This window comes from Gulosibacter sediminis (assembly GCF_030011715.1).
Lineage (GTDB): Bacteria > Actinomycetota > Actinomycetes > Actinomycetales > Microbacteriaceae > Gulosibacter > Gulosibacter sediminis.
In genome coordinates this window covers 211,569-227,183 of record NZ_JASCYH010000001.1, presented here as the reverse complement: position 1 = coordinate 227,183, position 15,615 = coordinate 211,569, and the positions used below count along the sequence as shown (strand labels likewise).

Below are 15,615 nucleotides of genomic sequence, written 5' to 3'. Positions count from 1 at the left end.
CCCCGCGACCGTCTTCGGTGACGCGATCGATCTGCTGGCAGGTGGAGTCGGCCTTGCGATCGTGGTCGCGGCGCCGCGACGGCGAGACTAGCGCTTGCCGCGGCGCCCGCGGTCGCTACTTCTTCTTCTTCGGCGCGGCCGGCTTCTTCTTCTTGGCTTCCTTCGCGGCGGCTTCCTTTTCGGCAGCCGTCTGAGCCTTCGCGCGACCCTCGATCTCAATCTCGGGCGCGTCCGCGGCGTTCTGCGGCAGGCCCGCGGTTGGCTCGCGGCGCGCGGTGTTGGTGCCGCGGCGCTCACGCAGGTAGTCGAGGCGAATCTGCAGCACCTCTTCGAGGTCTTCAACGGTGCGACGCTCGAGCAGCATGTCCCAGTGGGTGCGCTGTGCCTTCGCCTCGGGAGCGTCGTAGGGCACAATGTCGCCCTCGGTGTCGAGCAGGCGGCCCTCGACGCCAGTCTTCGGCGACGGCCACACCTGCGGTGCCTCGGCGTCGGCGGCAAAGGTCACCACAAAGCGCTCGCCGTCCTCGGTCTGGTACGTGCGGAGCTGGTGATCGACGAGCACCACGCCCTCGTCACTTTGCAGGCTCTGCGCACCAAGGCGCATCCCTCGCAGGCTACGATCTGCCATTGGGTTCCTTTCGTGGTCTTCGACTGGCGTGAGCGCGCAACGCGCATATGCCAAATCTCTATTCTGCCAGGTATTCCCTGAGCACGCGCATACCGATATCGGATCGGTCGGTCACGATGCCATCCACGCCCCGACGAAGTAGCTCGAGCTGCTCGCTCGCGTCGTTGATTGTCCACACGTGCACCTCGCGCACGTACCGGTGCCACCAGGCGAGGCGCGGGGGAGTCACGAGATCAATTCCTGCTGCACGCCAGGGGAGTTGCACCGCATCGACCGGTGCCAGCGCTCTCGATACCAACGACCGAGAGCGCAGGCGTATTCCCGCGAGGGCCAGTGCGACGCGCTCGGTGGGCGCGCCCTGTGTCGCCGCGGGCGCGAGTGCGCGGAGCATCTTCGCCGTGCGCTCGTGAAACGAGGTGAGCAGCACTCGGTCGAAGGCCCCGGCGGCGTTCACCGACCGAATCACCGCGCGAGCGGCGGTGGGCGTCTTGACGTCGATGTTGAAGTGGGGTCGGGGCAGTTCTGCGAGTGTCGCGGCGAGGGTCGGGATGCGGTGCCCGTCAACCGTCCGCTCGTCGAGTTGCGCTGCGCTCAGGTCGGCAACCGCGGTGCCGTCGCCATTCCAGCGGGCGAGGTTGGGGTCGTGCCAGAGCACGGCGACGCCGTCTGCGGTGACGTGCGCATCGGTCTCGATGTGGGTGACACCCACGGCGCATGCCGACTCGAACGCCGCGATGGTGTTCTCGGGAGCGTCGAGGGCGAGCCCGCGATGCGCGAGGATGCGGGGGCCTGGCGGAGCGAAGTACGTCACCCCACTAGAATTGCCTGCATGGTTGACTCATCGCTGAATCCGTTTGCGCCCGGCTCGCTCGCCGGTATGCGCGTGCTCGTCACTGGCTCGTCCCGTGGCGTGGGTGCCGACACGATCCGCTACTTCGCCGATGCCGGCGCCAAGGTCGTCGTGAACTACCGCAACAAGGCCGCTCGCGCCGACAAGCTCGTCCAGGAAATCGAGGAGGCCGGTGGCACCGCGATTGCCGTCGCCGCCGACCTTACCGACGACGCCAGCCTGGCCGCAATGATGGCCACGATCGGCGAAACCTACGGCGGTCTCGACGTGCTCGTGCTCAATGCATCCGGCGGCATGGAGGCGAACCTTGGCGAGAACTATGCCCTGCGCCTCAACCGTGACGCCCAGGTGAACACCCTCAACGCGGCTCGCCCGCTGCTCGGCGCCGGCTCGCGCGTCGTCTTCGTCACGAGCCACCAGGCCCACTTCATCCGCACGACCGAGACGATGCCCGAGTACGAGGCCGTCGCGCAGTCGAAGCGCGCAGGGGAGGACGCCCTGCTGGAGCTCGTGCCGTCCCTTGAGGCCGATGGCATCGAGTTCGTCATCGTCTCGGGCGACATGATCGAGGGCACGATCACCGCGACGCTGCTCAACCGGCTTAACCCGGGTGCCATCGAGGCACGCCGCGAGGAGGCTGGCAAACTCTATAACGTGGCCGAATTTGCCGCCGAGGTGGCTGCCGCGGCCTTCGAGCCCGTGCCCGCCGACCACCTTCGACTCGTCGGTGACGTGTCGAGCTTTGGCGTCGAATAGCGACGCGGCGAACTACTTTTCCGCGAGGTGCTTGTCGAGTTCGGCAAGCACCTCGCGCCATCCTTCGCGGGCTTCCTGCAGGGTGACGCCGGAGGCCGGGCTGTCGGAGCCCTCCTCGATGAGGCGTAGGCGTGACTTGTGCTTGAGCTGGCTGAAGAGCAGCGTCAGGCGTGTGTCGCGGTCGCGCGGCTGCGCGTTGACCTCGATCACGATCTTCGCGTAGGGCTCGACGCTCACCACCTTGCCGGTGAGCATCCGGTCGCGCTTTTTCTTTGGGCGCGGCGTGGTCAGCTTGAGCTCGCCGCCCTTGCGGGCTTCGATGTGGCCGCCATCGGGCCACCAAGTCGCGAACTCGTTGCGATCGACGATCGCATCCCAGACACGCTCGACCGGCGCAGTGAAGCGCACCGAAATGTCGAGCGAAGGCGTGTAGGCCACGCGGTCCTCCTGATAAGCAGAACGCCCCTGATTCGGTGGAACCAAGGGCGCAATTGCGGCTGTTATGAAGTTGTTACTTTCGACCGTGGCCGACGATCTGCCAGGGAATGAAGAACGCGAGCGTGTTGAGCAGGACGCCGAGAATGAACACGAGCAGCGACAGCGTGTCGGTCGGCATCTGGAACGCGAGGCCGTAGCACCAGAGTCCTGCAACGAAGACGAGGATGCTGAAGATGGCGATGAGCGCGTTCACTGCGTTTCTCCCTAAGGTTGGCGAGCTAGAAGGGCCGGAGCCACTGCGAGTAATACTACGCGATGCCTGGGGATCCTCGGTGCACCGCGGGAAGCGTGGCGTTATCCGATAATGCACATTATGTCATTATCGCGAAGTCGCCTCCGCTCGCGAACTACGGCAGGAAGAACTGCGCCACTCCCCACGTTGCGAGGCCGCACACGACGGCGAAGCTGAGGTTCCACAGCAACGCCGGCACGCGCGTGAGCTGCGCCAGCACGCCCGGGTCGCTGCTCGTGCTCGGCTGCGCCACGACGGCACCGAGGTGTCGCCAGGCACCAACGACGAGAACGATCGCAATGGCAATGAGCACGAGCGACTGAATCTCGTCGTCGCGCCACCACCAGAGCGCCGCGAAACCAGCGAGCGAGATCAAGGTGACACCCGCGGTGAGCCACGACCGTACGCGGATCATCGCGATCGCGAGCAGCAGCATGAGCAGCGTCACGGTCGGCGCGGCCCATCCTCGGCCGACGAACCACGCGAGGGCCGCGCCGAGGATCGCGGGCGCCGGATACCCCGCCCAGGTCGTCGCTACCCTGCCGAATCCCCTGGGCTTGCCCTGCGTCACCGCTGCGCCTGACATGTCGCCGCGCAGCACGAAGCCGTTGAACTTGCGGCCGACCATCACGCCGACGAATGCGTGCCCGAGCTCGTGCACGAGCGTGACGCCGAGCCGCACGCGCAGCCAGACGACCGGCACGGCGCAGGCGACGAGTGCCGCGGCAAGCACCCACCACAACACGGTCGCATCGATGCTCGGCGCGGTCTCGGGTGGCACAATTCGCGACACAATTGAGTCAAGCCACGGCAGATCTTCCATATGGGCAATTATCGTCTGCCAGGTGACAATTCTCGTAGATCCCGCGCGCTGGCCGGCCCACGGCCTGCGCTGGGCGCACCTCGTGTCTGACCACTCCCTCGCCGAACTGCACGCGTTCGCCCACAGCCAACGGCTCGCGCGGCGGCGCTTCGACCTCGACCACTACGACGTGCGCGAAGACGAACTCCCCGGGCTCGTCGCGGCGGGCGCGGTGGCCGTGACCGGGCACGAACTCGTGCGTCGTCTCGAAGCCTCGGGGCTGCGCATCCCCCAGGCGCAGCGGGATGCGCAGCGGCCGCGGGCCCGGCTGGCCGAGCTGCGCGCGTGGTGGGCAGAGCTTGGTCACGGCTCCCCCGCCTGGGCGGATACTGGCGAGCGGCTCCTCGCGCGCTGGCAGGAGCCGCACCGCGGCTATCACGACGCCGAACATCTGCATGACGTGCTCCTCCACCTCGACCTGCTCTGGGCATCCGGCGCAGAGGTGCCCCGTGCGACGCTGCTTGCCGCCTGGTACCATGACGCCGTGTACGAAGGCGCGCCGGGTGCCGACGAGCGTGCTTCGGCCGAGCTGGCACGTGCCGAATTGCTGGCGCTTGGCCGGGGCTCGATGGTGGCCGATCAGGTTGCTCGGCTGATTCTCAGCACCGACCCGAGCGCCGTAGTTGGGGTGGTGCTCGAACCCGGTGATGAGGATGCGGCGGGATTGCTCCGCGACGCCGACCTCGCGATTCTCGCGGCTGCAGATGCCCGGTACCGCAGGTATGTCGAGGGAATTCGTCGCGAGTACGCGCACGTGCCGGCGACCGACTTCGTCGAGGGGCGACTGCACATTTTGCAGGACCTTCTGGCGCGGCGGGAACTATTTCATTCCCCGACCGCATCCGAGCTCTGGGATCAGCGTGCTCGCATGAACCTGACCACTGAAATTCGACAACTTTCCGCAGAACGCTCAGCCTTGCGGTGATTGGATTCCTTCATGTCCGAAGAACAGCCCGGAGCCCCGCAGCACGGCCACATGCCCTCGCTTCCGCCGCTTGGCGCCCCCAATACCCCAGGTACCGCACCCTCGAGCACCGACTCGGGTGCGGGCTACTCCCCCTCCGGCGGCTCCCCCGCCGCGGGTGCGCAGGACGCGCCGACGACGCAGTTCGGGAGGCCTGCTCCTGCCGCAGCAGAGCCCGCGCCGACGACGCAGGTGAATTACGGCATCCCCCTGGCGCCCGGCCAGCAGGAGGCGGGACCGAACCAGGCCGACGCGCCGACCCAGCAGTTTCCGAGCACGCCGACGCAGCAGTTTCCTGGTGGGCCGACGCTCGCGGCGACCATGCACCCGGAATATCAGCCAGCAGGAGCATCCGCGGATTCGTCGTCGACGAAGCCCGCGAAGAAGCGCAGCCTGAGCACCGGCGGTGTCATCGGCGTCGCAGCGGCTACTGCACTCATCGTCGGTGCGGGTAGCGCCGTGGGCACGTGGGCGTTGCTGCCCGCGGGTGGTGGCATCAACACGTCCTCCTCCGGCACGGTCGTGCAGGCGGATGCGAACGATACGAACTGGACTGCCGTGGCGGCCGAACTCGAAAACTCGGTCGTTTCGATTCAGGTGGAGACGTCACAGGGCACGAGCCAAGGCTCTGGCGTCGTCTGGGATGGCGAGGGCCACATCGTCACGAACAATCACGTCGTCGAGGGGGCCTCTGGCGACTCTGCCGTCACCGTCACGATCGGCAACCGCGGCTACCAGGCGACCGTGCTCGGCACCGACCCGGCGACCGACCTCGCGGTGATTCAGGTCACCGATGCGCCCGACACACTCGTGCCGATGACGGTGGGTGACTCAACCGCGCTTGAGGTCGGCGACGGTGTCATGGCGATAGGGTCGCCCCTCGGCCTCTCAGGCTCGTACACGACCGGCATTGTCTCGGCGTTGAACCGCCCGGTGAACACCGGCGAGGTGAGCGGCAACGCCGTCGTCACCAATGCGATTCAGACCTCGGCCGCGCTCAACCCGGGTAACTCGGGTGGTGCGCTCGTCGACGCGACGGGCCAGCTCGTCGGCATCAACTCGTCGATCGCGACCCTTGGCACGGACTCGTCGGGCACGTCGGGCAGCATCGGCATTGGCTTCGCGATTCCGACCGTGCTCGTGCAGAACGTGGCGCAGCAGCTCATCGACACGGGCGAGGTTGAGCACGCGTGGCTCGGTACCGCGAACACCGACGGTCAGGCCGAGTTGGACGGCAGCACGGTGCTCGGCGCCGAGGTGCAGGAAGTGACCGCCGACGGTCCGTCGGACGATGCGGGCGTCAAGAAGGGCGACCTCATCATCGCGGTGAACGGTCAGGACATCTCGAGCTCATCGAGCCTCGTCGGCACCGTGCGCACGCTCAAGGCAGGCGACACAGCGACGCTGACGGTCATCCGTGACGGGAAGCAGATCGACATCGACGTGAAGCTCGGCGTCTCCCCCAGCCTCAACGGCTAGTTCTCGTGGGGCGCACGGCGGCTGCGTCAATCGTGCGTCCCCAGCGATGCGGCCAGGGAGAAGGCGGATGCGCGGGGCAGCCTAGGCGTCGATGAGCTCGGGAACGACGTGCTCGGCGCCGTCGACAATGAACTCGCGACGCGGGGCGACCTCGTTGCCCATGAGCACCTCGAAGATCCGCTCGGCTTCGGCCGCATCCTTGAGGTTCATGCGCCGCAGCAAGCGGTGCTGCGGGTTCATGGTCGTATCCCAGAGCTGGTCCTCGTCCATCTCGCCGAGGCCCTTGTAGCGCTGAATGGGGTCTTGATACTTTTTGCCCGAGCGCTCGAGCTTCTTCAGCAGCGCCTGGAGCTCCTTCTCGCTGTACGTGTAGATGGTCTCGTTCGGCTTCTTACCGGCGTTCATGACGACCACTCGGTGCAGCGGCGGCACAGCGGCGTAGACGCGACCGGCCTCGAGCATCGGGCGCATGTAGCGGAAGAACAGCGTGAGCAGCAGCGTGCGAATGTGCGCGCCGTCGACGTCCGCGTCGGACATGATGATGACCTTGCCGTACCGCGCCTGGTCGAGGTCGAATGAGCGACCTGATCCCGCGCCGAGCACCTGAATGATGTTGGCGCATTCGGCATTCTTCAACATGTCGGCGAGCGAGGCCTTCTGCACATTGAGGATCTTGCCTCGAATCGGGAAGAGCGCCTGATACTCGGAGTCGCGGGCCGGCTTCGCGGTACCGAGCGCCGAGTCACCCTCAACGATGAACAGCTCGGAGCGCTCGACCTCGTTCGTGCGGCAGTCGACGAGCTTCGCGGGCAGGGAAGAGTTCTCGAGCGCGGTCTTGCGGCGCTGCGTCTCTTTGTGGGCGCGCGCCGCGATGCGGCTCTTCATCTCGGTGACGATCTTCTCGAGCAGCATCGACGCCTCGGTTTTGTCCTGCCGCTTCGTCGAGCCGAAGCGCTCCTTCATGCCGTCGACGATCGTCTTCTGCACGATGTTGCGCGCCTGCGGGGTGCCGAGCACCTCCTTGGTCTGACCCTCGAACTGCGGCTCAGGGATGCGCACGGTCACGACGGCGGTGAGGCCTGCGAGGATGTCATCCTTGTCGAGCTTGTCGTTGCCGACCTTGAGCTTGCGCGCGTTCTTCGTGACTTCGTCGCGAACGACCTTGAGCAGGCCTGCCTCGAAGCCGCTCACGTGCGAGCCCCCCTTCGGCGTCGCAATGATGTTGACGAAGCTGCGCTCGACGGTGTCGTAACCGGCGCCCCACCGCAGGGCGAGGTCGACCTCCATGCGGCGCTCGACCTCGCGCGAGACCATGTGGCCCGTCTTGTCGTCGAGCACGGGAACGGTTTCGCGGTAGTGCCCCTCCCCCTCCATCCGCCAGATGTCGGTGAGGGCCGCGTCGGGCGCGAGGTACTCGACGAACTCCGAGATGCCGCCGTCGTACTTGAATGACTCCTGCTCGATGGCCTGTGGGTCGCGCTCGTCGGAAAGACGAATCTCGAGGCCCGGCACGAGGAACGCCGTCTGGCGGGCGCGGTCGCGCAGCTGCTCGAGCTGGAACGCGGCGTCGCGCACAAACACCTGCGGGTCGGCCCAGTACCGCACCCGCGTACCCGTGACGTTTTTGCCCACCTTGCCGACCACTCGCAACTCGGCGTGGCCGGGCTGCTCGGTGAAGGCCGATTCGGGCGAGGGCTCGCCGGAATCGGCGAAGACTCCGGCGTGGCCGCGCTGGAAGCTCATGGCGTAGGTCTTGCCACCACGATCGACCTCGACGTCGAGGCGGCTCGATAGCGCGTTGACGACGGATGCGCCAACGCCGTGCAGACCACCAGCGGCGCCGTAGTTGGTCGAGCCAAACTTGCCGCCCGCGTGCAGCTTCGTGTAAACCACCTGCACGCCGGTCCAACCAGTGCGGGGCTCGATGTCGATCGGCACGCCGCGACCCTCGTCGCGCACCTCGACGGAGCCGTCCTGGTGAAGGAGGATGTCGATCTTCGCGCCGTGGCCGCCGAGCGCCTCGTCGACCGAGTTGTCGATGATCTCCCACAGGCAGTGCATGAGCCCGCGCGAATCGGTCGAACCGATATACATACCGGGTCGCTTCCGCACCGCCTCGAGCCCCTCGAGTACCTGTAGATCTTCAGCCGAATACGCCTGCGCCATGACCGGAACCTCCTAGTCCAAGCTTGAATCCTATCGACTGCCGGGCAGTCAGGCGGCAAGGCGCACCGCTGTCGCGGTAGCATCGAAGCCACTGTGTCGCCGACGGAAGAGGATTTTGTGCCTGGTGCATCCGCGAACAAGCTGCGTGTGAACTATCTCGTAGGGCGGGTGAAGGCACTCAACCTGCCGCGCGTGTGGCAACTCGCCGGTGACATCTCGAAGCACTTCCGCAAGCCGCGCATCGGCGTCGCCCTCGACATGTTCTGGTCGGCCGCGAAGTACGAGTGTGCGTTCCAGGACTACCAAGACTGGGACTTCGCGATTCTGTCGAAGGCCGAACGCACGACGTTCATGACGCATCCGAAGTCGGACCACTACGCGCGCCGCTTCAACACCGATAAGCAGGCGAACCTGCGGCTGGCCGACAAGTCGAACTTCAATGTCGAGTTCGACGACCTCCTCGGCCGGGAGTGGCTCGACGTGCGCACCGCGAGCGATGCGCAACTCGCGGACTTCGTCGAGCGGCACCCGAACCTCATGGCGAAGGTGCCCGATTCGCTCGGTGGCAAGGGAATCGAGCGCGTGCGCCCGGACGACATTGGCACTGACCTCGCGCGCTTCCGCAAGATTCGGATGAGCAACCGGCAGTTTCTGCTCGAGGAGTTCCTCGTGCAGCACCCCCACCTCGCGGCGCTCAACGAGTCGAGCGTGAACACCATGCGCATCGTCACGTTCAACAACGGCGACCGCGTCGACGTGATTGCCGTCGCGCTGCGCATCGGCGCGGGCGGCGACGTCGACAACTTCTCGGGCGGCGGCATGTACACCATGCTCGACGAGGCCGGCATCGCGCAGTGCCCCGCCTTCGACGACAACAACGCGATCCACTCGATTCATCCGCTCAGTGGCGTGCCGATCGTCGGCTTCGAGGTGCCGCACTTCGAGCGCGCGCTCGAACTGGTGGCGGCAGCCGCCCGCCGCATCCCGGAGGTGCCCTACGTCGGTTGGGACGTCGCGATCGCGCCGGATCGTCCCGTGCTGATCGAGGGCAACTACAACACCGGTGTCTTCCAGGCGAAGCCTTCGGTGTCGGGTGTGCGGCGGGGCCTGCTCCCGCGCTACCGAGCGGTTATCGGCGAATAATCCCCATCGGGGTCGACTGGTGACCCTGACCCAGCGGGTTGTCGCTGAGGATGCGCACGAACGTGTCGTTCTGCTCTCGCTCGAGCGTCGTGCCGAGGATGTTGCCGCCAATGTCGTTGATATCGACAACGAGCACATCGACCTTGTTGCCGAGCAGGATCTTGATGTCGCGAGCAACGCGCATTGGGTCCTTCGGGCCGAGCACGACGGACTCGTTGTACGGAGGAATCGTGTTCTTGGTCGGGCCGTCGATCGCGCGGGCCTTCTCGCCGGCAACCCGGTAGAAGTCGCCCGAACGGCCGAACGCCTTGGTCACCGCGGCGACACCCGAGGCGAGCAGGATGCGCGGGGTACCGCATTCGCGCAGCGCCATTTCCATGGTCTCGGGCATGCCGAGGCCGATGCCGTAGGGCGTCTTGGTGACGTACTTGGCGAGGAAGTTCGCGAGCGGGCGCGGCTTGATGTCGCTGGTCAACATCGAACGTCCCTGGGTGATCGCCACGATCTTCTCGGTGATGAACAGCACGTCGCCGTCCTGCACCTCGTCGGCGGCGTACGTGCGCACGACCTCGTGGAGGTCGTCACCCGGCATGACCACGCGAGTCTTGATCGGGATGCGGTGGTAGTCGGTGCCGTCGACCGTCGAGGTCAGGGCCTTGCCATCATTCGCCTGCATACGCGTCTCCTTACTCGAGGTAGTCGCGCAGCGACTGCGAACGCGACGGGTGGCGGAGCTTCGCCATGGTCTTGGATTCGATCTGGCGGATGCGCTCACGCGTCACCCCGAACGTCTCGCCGATCTGGTCGAGCGTCTTTGGCATGCCGTCACCGAGGCCGAAGCGCATGCGAATTACGCCGGCCTCGCGTTCGGAGAGCGAGTCGAGCAGCGACTCGAGCTGACGCTGCAGCATCGTGAAGCTCACGGCGTCGGCCGGCACGACCGCCTCGGTGTCCTCAATGAGGTCACCGAACTCCGAGTCACCGTCCTCGCCGAGGGGCGTGTGCAGCGAAATCGGCTCGCGGCCGTACTTCTGCACCTCGACGACCTTTTCGGGCGTCATGTCGAGTTCGTGCGCGAGCTCTTCCGGAGTGGGTTCGCGACCGAGGTCCTGCAGCATCTGTCGCTGCACGCGGGCGAGCTTGTTGATGACCTCCACCATGTGCACCGGGATGCGGATGGTGCGGGCCTGGTCGGCCATCGCGCGCGTGATGGCCTGACGGATCCACCAGGTCGCGTAGGTCGAGAACTTGAAGCCCTTCGTGTAGTCGAACTTCTCGACCGCACGGATGAGACCCAGGTTGCCCTCTTGGATCAGGTCGAGGAACTGCATGCCGCGACCCGTGTAGCGCTTCGCAAGCGAGACGACGAGTCGAAGGTTGGCGCCGAGCAGGTGGCTCTTTGCGCGCTTGCCGTCGCGGACGATCCACTTGAGCTCGCGCTTGAGCTTGGCCTCGATGTCGGGCTGACGAAGGAGCTTGTCCTCGGCGTACAGGCCCGCCTCGATGCGCATTGCGAGGTCGACTTCTTCGGCGGCGTCGAGCAGCGGCACCTTACCGATCTGCTTCAGGTAGTCCTTGACGGGGTCGGCGGTGGCACCCGTGATGGTGCCCGAGTAGACCGGGGTGTCGTCATCGTCGGTGTTCTTGAGTACGAGGGCGCCGGCGGCCTTCACCGCGGACTCCGCCTTGATGGCGTCCTCCTCGGGATCCTCGCTCTTGTCATCGCGCTTGCCGAGGTCTGGGTCTTCGTCCTTCTCGGCGTGCTCTTCGTCGTCGGTCGAGGTCTCGATGTCCTTCTCATCGACCTCGTGGTCTTCGTCGAGGTCGACCACGATGTGCTCGTCACCGTCGGCGGGCGTTGCCTTCTTCGCGGCCGTCTTCTTCGCCGGCGCCTTCTTCGGCGCGGCGGCCGACGCTGGGGCGCCGCCCTCGTGCGCAATGATGGCACCGACGAGGTCATCCTTCTTCAGCGTCGAGGCGCCGGTCAGGCCAATTTCCTTCGCAATCGCGCGCAGGTCTGCGACCTTGAGCGCGGAAAGCTCTTCCTTCGAACGTGCGGCCGTCACGTTCGGCGTTGCTCCTGCTGCCATTACGGACCCCCTCAAGTGGTGCGGGCAAAACGAATGCCCAAGTCAAGTCCCGCCGAGGCGGAATAGATTGGGGCAGATAGTAAATGGTACACGCGCGGAGCCCGAACTATTCCCATGTGTCTCCTCGACGGCGCATCCGGCGGGCCAGAGCACGCCACAGCGGCGCGACCACGACGCCCTCTTCCGCGGCCATCCGGTTGCGGGTCTTGCCGCGGACGTGGAGCAGCGCGGCGATGCCGATCACTGTCAGGACGGGGAAAGTCCACATCGCGACGCGAAAAGCGTCCCACGTTGGCTCGGCGCCGCCGGTGACCGCGTCGATGCCGAGGCCAATCGTCAGGAACGCGATTGCGCTGGCGGTGAACCCGCCGACGTTCACGATGCCGGAGGCCGAACCGTAGCTCGATGAGGGGTTGAAGGTTCGCGCAAAGTCGAAGCCGATGTTCGAGCCGGTGGTGGCAGCGCCGGTAACCACGAGCACGAGGATGTAGAACCACAGGGGCGGCTGGCCTGGCCAGAGCAACAGGAGAGACCAGAAGATCGCGCTCGTGATCGCGATGCCGATCACGAGGTTCGAACGCCGCAGCGGGAAGCGAGCGGTCAGCAGCCCAATCACCGGGCCGACGAACATGCCGACCACGACCGGCAGGATGAGCAGGGTGGAGGCGAGCTGGGGCGCGTAGCCGAGCCCCTGCACCATGAGGGGGTACCCCCAGAGCAAGCCGAACACGTTGCCCGGGAACTGCGTCGTGAAGTGCGACCAGAACCCGAGGCGTGTACCGGGTCGGCCGAACGCCGCGCCGAGCGTGCTGAACGCGCCGGCAAGCGACATTGGCTGACCGCCGAAGCGCGAGCCGGGCACATCCTTCAGCCCCGCAATCGCCGCGACGACGACGATCACCGAGAGGGATGCGGTGGTGAGGAAGGCGACCGTCCACTCGCTGAGGTGGAGCAACGTCGAGAACGGCACAGCCGAGATGAACTGACCGAGTTGGCCGAGGTTACCCAACCATTGCTGCATGACCGGCACCTTGCGGGGCCGGAACCATGCCGAGATGATGCGCAGTCCGCTCACGAAGGTTGCCGCGTCGCCGAGACCGACGAGGATGCGCCCTACGACGGCCACCTCGATCGAAGGCGCGACCGCGACGATCACCTGGCCGACCGCCATCAGCGCAGCGCCGCTAATGATCAGGCGCGAGGGGCCGAAGCGGTCGAGCAGCATGCCGACGGGAATCTGCGCGGCGGCGTACACGACGACCTGCATGACCGCGAGCGTCGATAGCGCGGTGGCCGACGCATCGAATCGGGCAATCGCGTCGACGCCGGCGACGCCGAGCGAGCTGCGCTGGGTCACCGCGACGATGTACGCGACGAGCGCGAGGGTGAAGATGATGCCGGGAAGGCGGGGTGGGATCAGGCTGAGCGACTGGGTGTTTGGGGTGTCCGTGGACATTACGTTTCGTTGGGCTTCCGGCGCGCTGAGAGGTAGCGCTCGAGTTCGTTGGCGATGTCGTCGGCGCTCGGCATTTCGCCATCGGCGTCGGCAAATGGATTTTCACGGGGCGTGCCGCGCACCACGCCGTCGTATTGGGTTTCAAGCGCCTGAATGAGGCGCTGCATTTCTTCGTTCTCGGCGATCTGGGCGTCGACGTCGGTGCGGAACACGCGGTCGCGCTCGCGCAGCTGCTCGGTGTCGATCATGACGCCAGCCGCGCTCCCGATGCCTTCGAGGAGCTTCATGGCGCCGGCCGGCACGCTGGAATCGGCGAGGTAATGGGGCACCAGCACGACGAGGTCGACGACCGGCTCGTCGCTCGCCGTGAGCTCGAACTCGAGCTCGTGGAGGGCGTGTGCGGGCGCCTCGATATTCGTCTGCCACACCGAGTTGTTCTCGATGAACTCGTCGCGGTTGCCGGTGACCGCGAGTCGCGCTGGGCGCGTGTGTGGCACGGGCATTGGGATCGAATGTGCCCAGGTAGTACTCGACACCATGAAGTGGGCATGCAGACGAAGGAGGTCGCCGGTGAACTGGTCCCATCGAAAGTCGGGCTCGAAGCCGCTCAGCAGAAGGAACGGCTGCCCGAGCGAATCGTTGAGCAGCCGCAGGTCGAGACGCGGCACGCGGTACTCGGTGACGCGGTTCGACTCGAGCTTCACCACTGGGCGCCGCGCCCGATAGTCGAGCAGCTGGTCAGCGTCGAACGAGGCGACGATGCGTCCCTCGTCTTGCGAGAGCAGCGCCTCGATTCCTTGGCGCACCGTCTGCCCGGCATCCCTATACCCCGAGAGCAGCGCCACGAGTGGCAGGCCGGGAGGAATTTCATGCCATGCCTCGCCAGGACGGTACATCGAGGGATCAGAGAGCATGGCTTCAATGCTACGCCCTCCCCCAGTTTCCTCGGCGTAGGCTCGTGCCCATGACGTCTGCTGAAATTCGTATTGATCTCGAGCCCTATTCCTCCGATGTCGTCACCGTGATTCCGGTGCGCAAGGGCGATGTTCCGGAACCTCTGACTTCCGCAGACCTCGGCCTCGACGCCGACCGCCTCGAGCAACTCGGCGTGACCGGGACGACCGGCCAGAGCACGCGCATCCTGGTCGCCACCGATGACGAGGACGGCGAAGCTGCCGCGCTGCTCATCGGCATCGGCGACAGCCGCGACGAGGAGGCGCTGCGCCGCGCTGCGGGCACCGCAGCGCGCACGCTGATCAAGGCGGCAAGCGTCGTCTACGACCTTGTCGAGCCGACCGATGCTGAGCTCGAGGCGCTGCTGACGGGCCACGTGCTCGGCGGCTACCGCTACGACCGCTTCAAGTCGACCGACGAAGGGGTCATCGATGCGCAGCAGGTGAACGCCACCGGCACGACCGATGACATCGAGCAGCGCGTGACCTCGATCACCGACGCCGTCGTGCTCACTCGTGACCTCGTCAACACTCCCCCGAGCGCGCTCGTGCCTGAGGACTTCGCCGATGCGGTGGTCGACCTGTTCGACGACGAGAGCGTCGTAGTCGAGGTCTGGGACGAGCAGCGACTCATCGACGAGGGCTGCGGCGGCGTGCTCGGCGTCGGCGCCGGTTCGGTGAACTCGCCGCGCATCGTGCACCTCGAGTACGAGCCCGAGGACGCCGTGGCGCACATCGCGCTCGTCGGCAAGGGCATCACCTTCGACTCGGGCGGTCTATCGATCAAGCCGGCCGCGTCGATGGTTGGCATGAAGTTCGACATGGGTGGAGCAGCTTCGGTCGTCGGCACGATTCGCGCCGCAGCGTCGCTCGGCCTGCCGGTGCATGTGAGCGGTTGGTGCATGCTCGCCGAAAACATGCCCTCGGGCAGCGCGATCAAGCCCGACGACGTGCTCACGACGCACTCGGGCGTGACGGTCGAGGTCACGAACACGGATGCTGAGGGTCGCCTCGTGCTCAGCGACGGACTCTCGCTCGCTTCGGAGCAGCAGCCCGACCTCATCATCGACATTGCCACGCTGACCGGCGCCCAGGTGGTCGCGCTCGGCGACCGCACCACGGGTCTCCTCGGCAACGAAGAGGAGTGGCGCGACCGCGCACTTGCCGCTGGCAAGACCGTCGGCGAGCCCGTGTGGGCGATGCCGATTCCGGAGGAGTTCGACGAGAAGCTCGAGTCGAACATCGCCGACATCGTCAACTCAAAGCCGGGCGACCGCTCGGGCGGCATGCTGTTCGCCGGCGCCTTCCTGCAGCGCTTCATCGGCATCGACGACGAAGGCAATGACATCCCTTGGCTGCACTTCGACATCGCCGGCCCGGCCGAGACGAAAGCCCCCTACGGCTACGTCGCTAAGGGTGCGACCGGAGTGCCCGTGCGCACCCTCGTAGAACTGCTGTCGACACTGAATTAGTCGGTAACTCGCGGGTGTACTCTGGAAAAGGTTGTGTCTGCAAGATCCCTGCAGGCCTGTCCAGAT

14 protein-coding genes and 1 pseudogene are annotated in these 15,615 nt (G+C 66.1%); 5 read left to right on the top strand and 10 right to left on the bottom strand.

What is annotated here, in order from left to right; all coding sequences use genetic code 11:
- Positions 1-283: 283 nt before the first annotated feature.
- Both QM019_RS01170 and QM019_RS01165 read right to left on the bottom strand, forming a co-directional pair.
- A pseudogene (locus QM019_RS01170) lies at positions 284-628 on the bottom strand (RNA polymerase-binding protein RbpA); the annotation flags it as partial.
- A gap of 58 nt (positions 629-686) precedes the next feature.
- A complete protein-coding gene (locus tag QM019_RS01165) occupies positions 687-1,439 on the bottom strand; it encodes a glycerophosphodiester phosphodiesterase family protein (RefSeq protein ID WP_282824351.1) in 753 nt (250 codons plus the stop codon).
- Between the two features lie 18 nt (positions 1,440-1,457).
- On the opposite strand from QM019_RS01165, the gene QM019_RS01160 reads away from it, so the two are divergent.
- The gene (locus tag QM019_RS01160) at positions 1,458-2,234 is read left to right on the top strand and encodes an SDR family oxidoreductase (protein WP_193127833.1); all 777 of its coding nucleotides are present in this window, start codon (positions 1,458-1,460) and stop codon (positions 2,232-2,234) included.
- Positions 2,235-2,246: 12 nt separating this feature from the next.
- Here the strand turns inward: QM019_RS01160 and QM019_RS01155 are convergent, their stop codons facing one another.
- The 3 genes from QM019_RS01155 to QM019_RS01145 all read right to left on the bottom strand — a co-directional run bounded on the left by QM019_RS01155 (position 2,247) and on the right by QM019_RS01145 (position 3,787).
- On the bottom strand, positions 2,247-2,672 hold the full coding sequence (locus QM019_RS01155) for an SRPBCC family protein (RefSeq protein WP_282824348.1): 426 nt from the start codon (positions 2,670-2,672) through the stop codon (positions 2,247-2,249).
- Positions 2,673-2,745: 73 nt separating this feature from the next.
- The gene (locus tag QM019_RS01150) at positions 2,746-2,925 is read right to left on the bottom strand and encodes a hypothetical protein (RefSeq protein ID WP_164509684.1); all 180 of its coding nucleotides are present in this window, start codon (positions 2,923-2,925) and stop codon (positions 2,746-2,748) included.
- A gap of 154 nt (positions 2,926-3,079) precedes the next feature.
- The gene (locus QM019_RS01145) at positions 3,080-3,787 is read right to left on the bottom strand and encodes a M50 family metallopeptidase (protein WP_282851538.1); all 708 of its coding nucleotides are present in this window, start codon (positions 3,785-3,787) and stop codon (positions 3,080-3,082) included.
- Between the two features lie 22 nt (positions 3,788-3,809).
- On the opposite strand from QM019_RS01145, the gene QM019_RS01140 reads away from it, so the two are divergent.
- Positions 3,810-4,751, top strand: a complete 942-nt coding sequence (locus tag QM019_RS01140; RefSeq protein ID WP_282851536.1) for a DUF4031 domain-containing protein — start codon at positions 3,810-3,812, stop codon at positions 4,749-4,751.
- A 12-nt stretch (positions 4,752-4,763) separates the two neighbouring features.
- A complete protein-coding gene (locus QM019_RS01135) occupies positions 4,764-6,269 on the top strand; it encodes a trypsin-like peptidase domain-containing protein (RefSeq protein ID WP_282851535.1) in 1,506 nt (501 codons plus the stop codon).
- 81 nt (positions 6,270-6,350) lie between these two features.
- On the opposite strand, the gene QM019_RS01130 is transcribed toward QM019_RS01135, so the two are convergent.
- Entirely contained in the window at positions 6,351-8,435 is a 2,085-nt protein-coding gene (locus QM019_RS01130; RefSeq protein ID WP_282851534.1) for a DNA gyrase/topoisomerase IV subunit B, read from the bottom strand.
- Positions 8,436-8,528: 93 nt separating this feature from the next.
- Between QM019_RS01130 and QM019_RS01125 the strand changes: the two genes are divergently transcribed.
- Positions 8,529-9,578, top strand: a complete 1,050-nt coding sequence (locus QM019_RS01125; protein WP_282851533.1) for a sugar-transfer associated ATP-grasp domain-containing protein — start codon at positions 8,529-8,531, stop codon at positions 9,576-9,578.
- Here the strand turns inward: QM019_RS01125 and QM019_RS01120 are convergent.
- The 4 genes from QM019_RS01120 to QM019_RS01105 all read right to left on the bottom strand — a co-directional run bounded on the left by QM019_RS01120 (position 9,565) and on the right by QM019_RS01105 (position 14,038).
- On the bottom strand, positions 9,565-10,254 hold the full coding sequence (locus QM019_RS01120) for a coenzyme F420-0:L-glutamate ligase (protein WP_282851532.1): 690 nt from the start codon (positions 10,252-10,254) through the stop codon (positions 9,565-9,567). The genes QM019_RS01125 and QM019_RS01120 overlap by 14 nt on opposite strands.
- 10 nt (positions 10,255-10,264) lie before the next feature.
- Positions 10,265-11,668, bottom strand: a complete 1,404-nt coding sequence (locus tag QM019_RS01115; RefSeq protein WP_125105968.1) for an RNA polymerase sigma factor — start codon at positions 11,666-11,668, stop codon at positions 10,265-10,267.
- A gap of 106 nt (positions 11,669-11,774) precedes the next feature.
- Complete coding sequence (locus tag QM019_RS01110; RefSeq protein ID WP_282851531.1) at positions 11,775-13,124, bottom strand: MFS transporter; 1,350 nt, start codon at positions 13,122-13,124, stop codon at positions 11,775-11,777.
- On the bottom strand, positions 13,124-14,038 hold the full coding sequence (locus QM019_RS01105) for a PAC2 family protein (protein WP_282851530.1): 915 nt from the start codon (positions 14,036-14,038) through the stop codon (positions 13,124-13,126). Before QM019_RS01105 ends, QM019_RS01110 begins: the two co-directional genes overlap by 1 nt.
- Positions 14,039-14,088: 50 nt before the next feature.
- On the opposite strand from QM019_RS01105, the gene QM019_RS01100 reads away from it, so the two are divergent.
- Positions 14,089-15,549 (top strand): leucyl aminopeptidase, encoded by a 1,461-nt coding sequence (locus QM019_RS01100; protein WP_282851529.1) that lies wholly within the window; start codon positions 14,089-14,091, stop codon positions 15,547-15,549.
- Positions 15,550-15,615 lie beyond the last annotated feature (66 nt).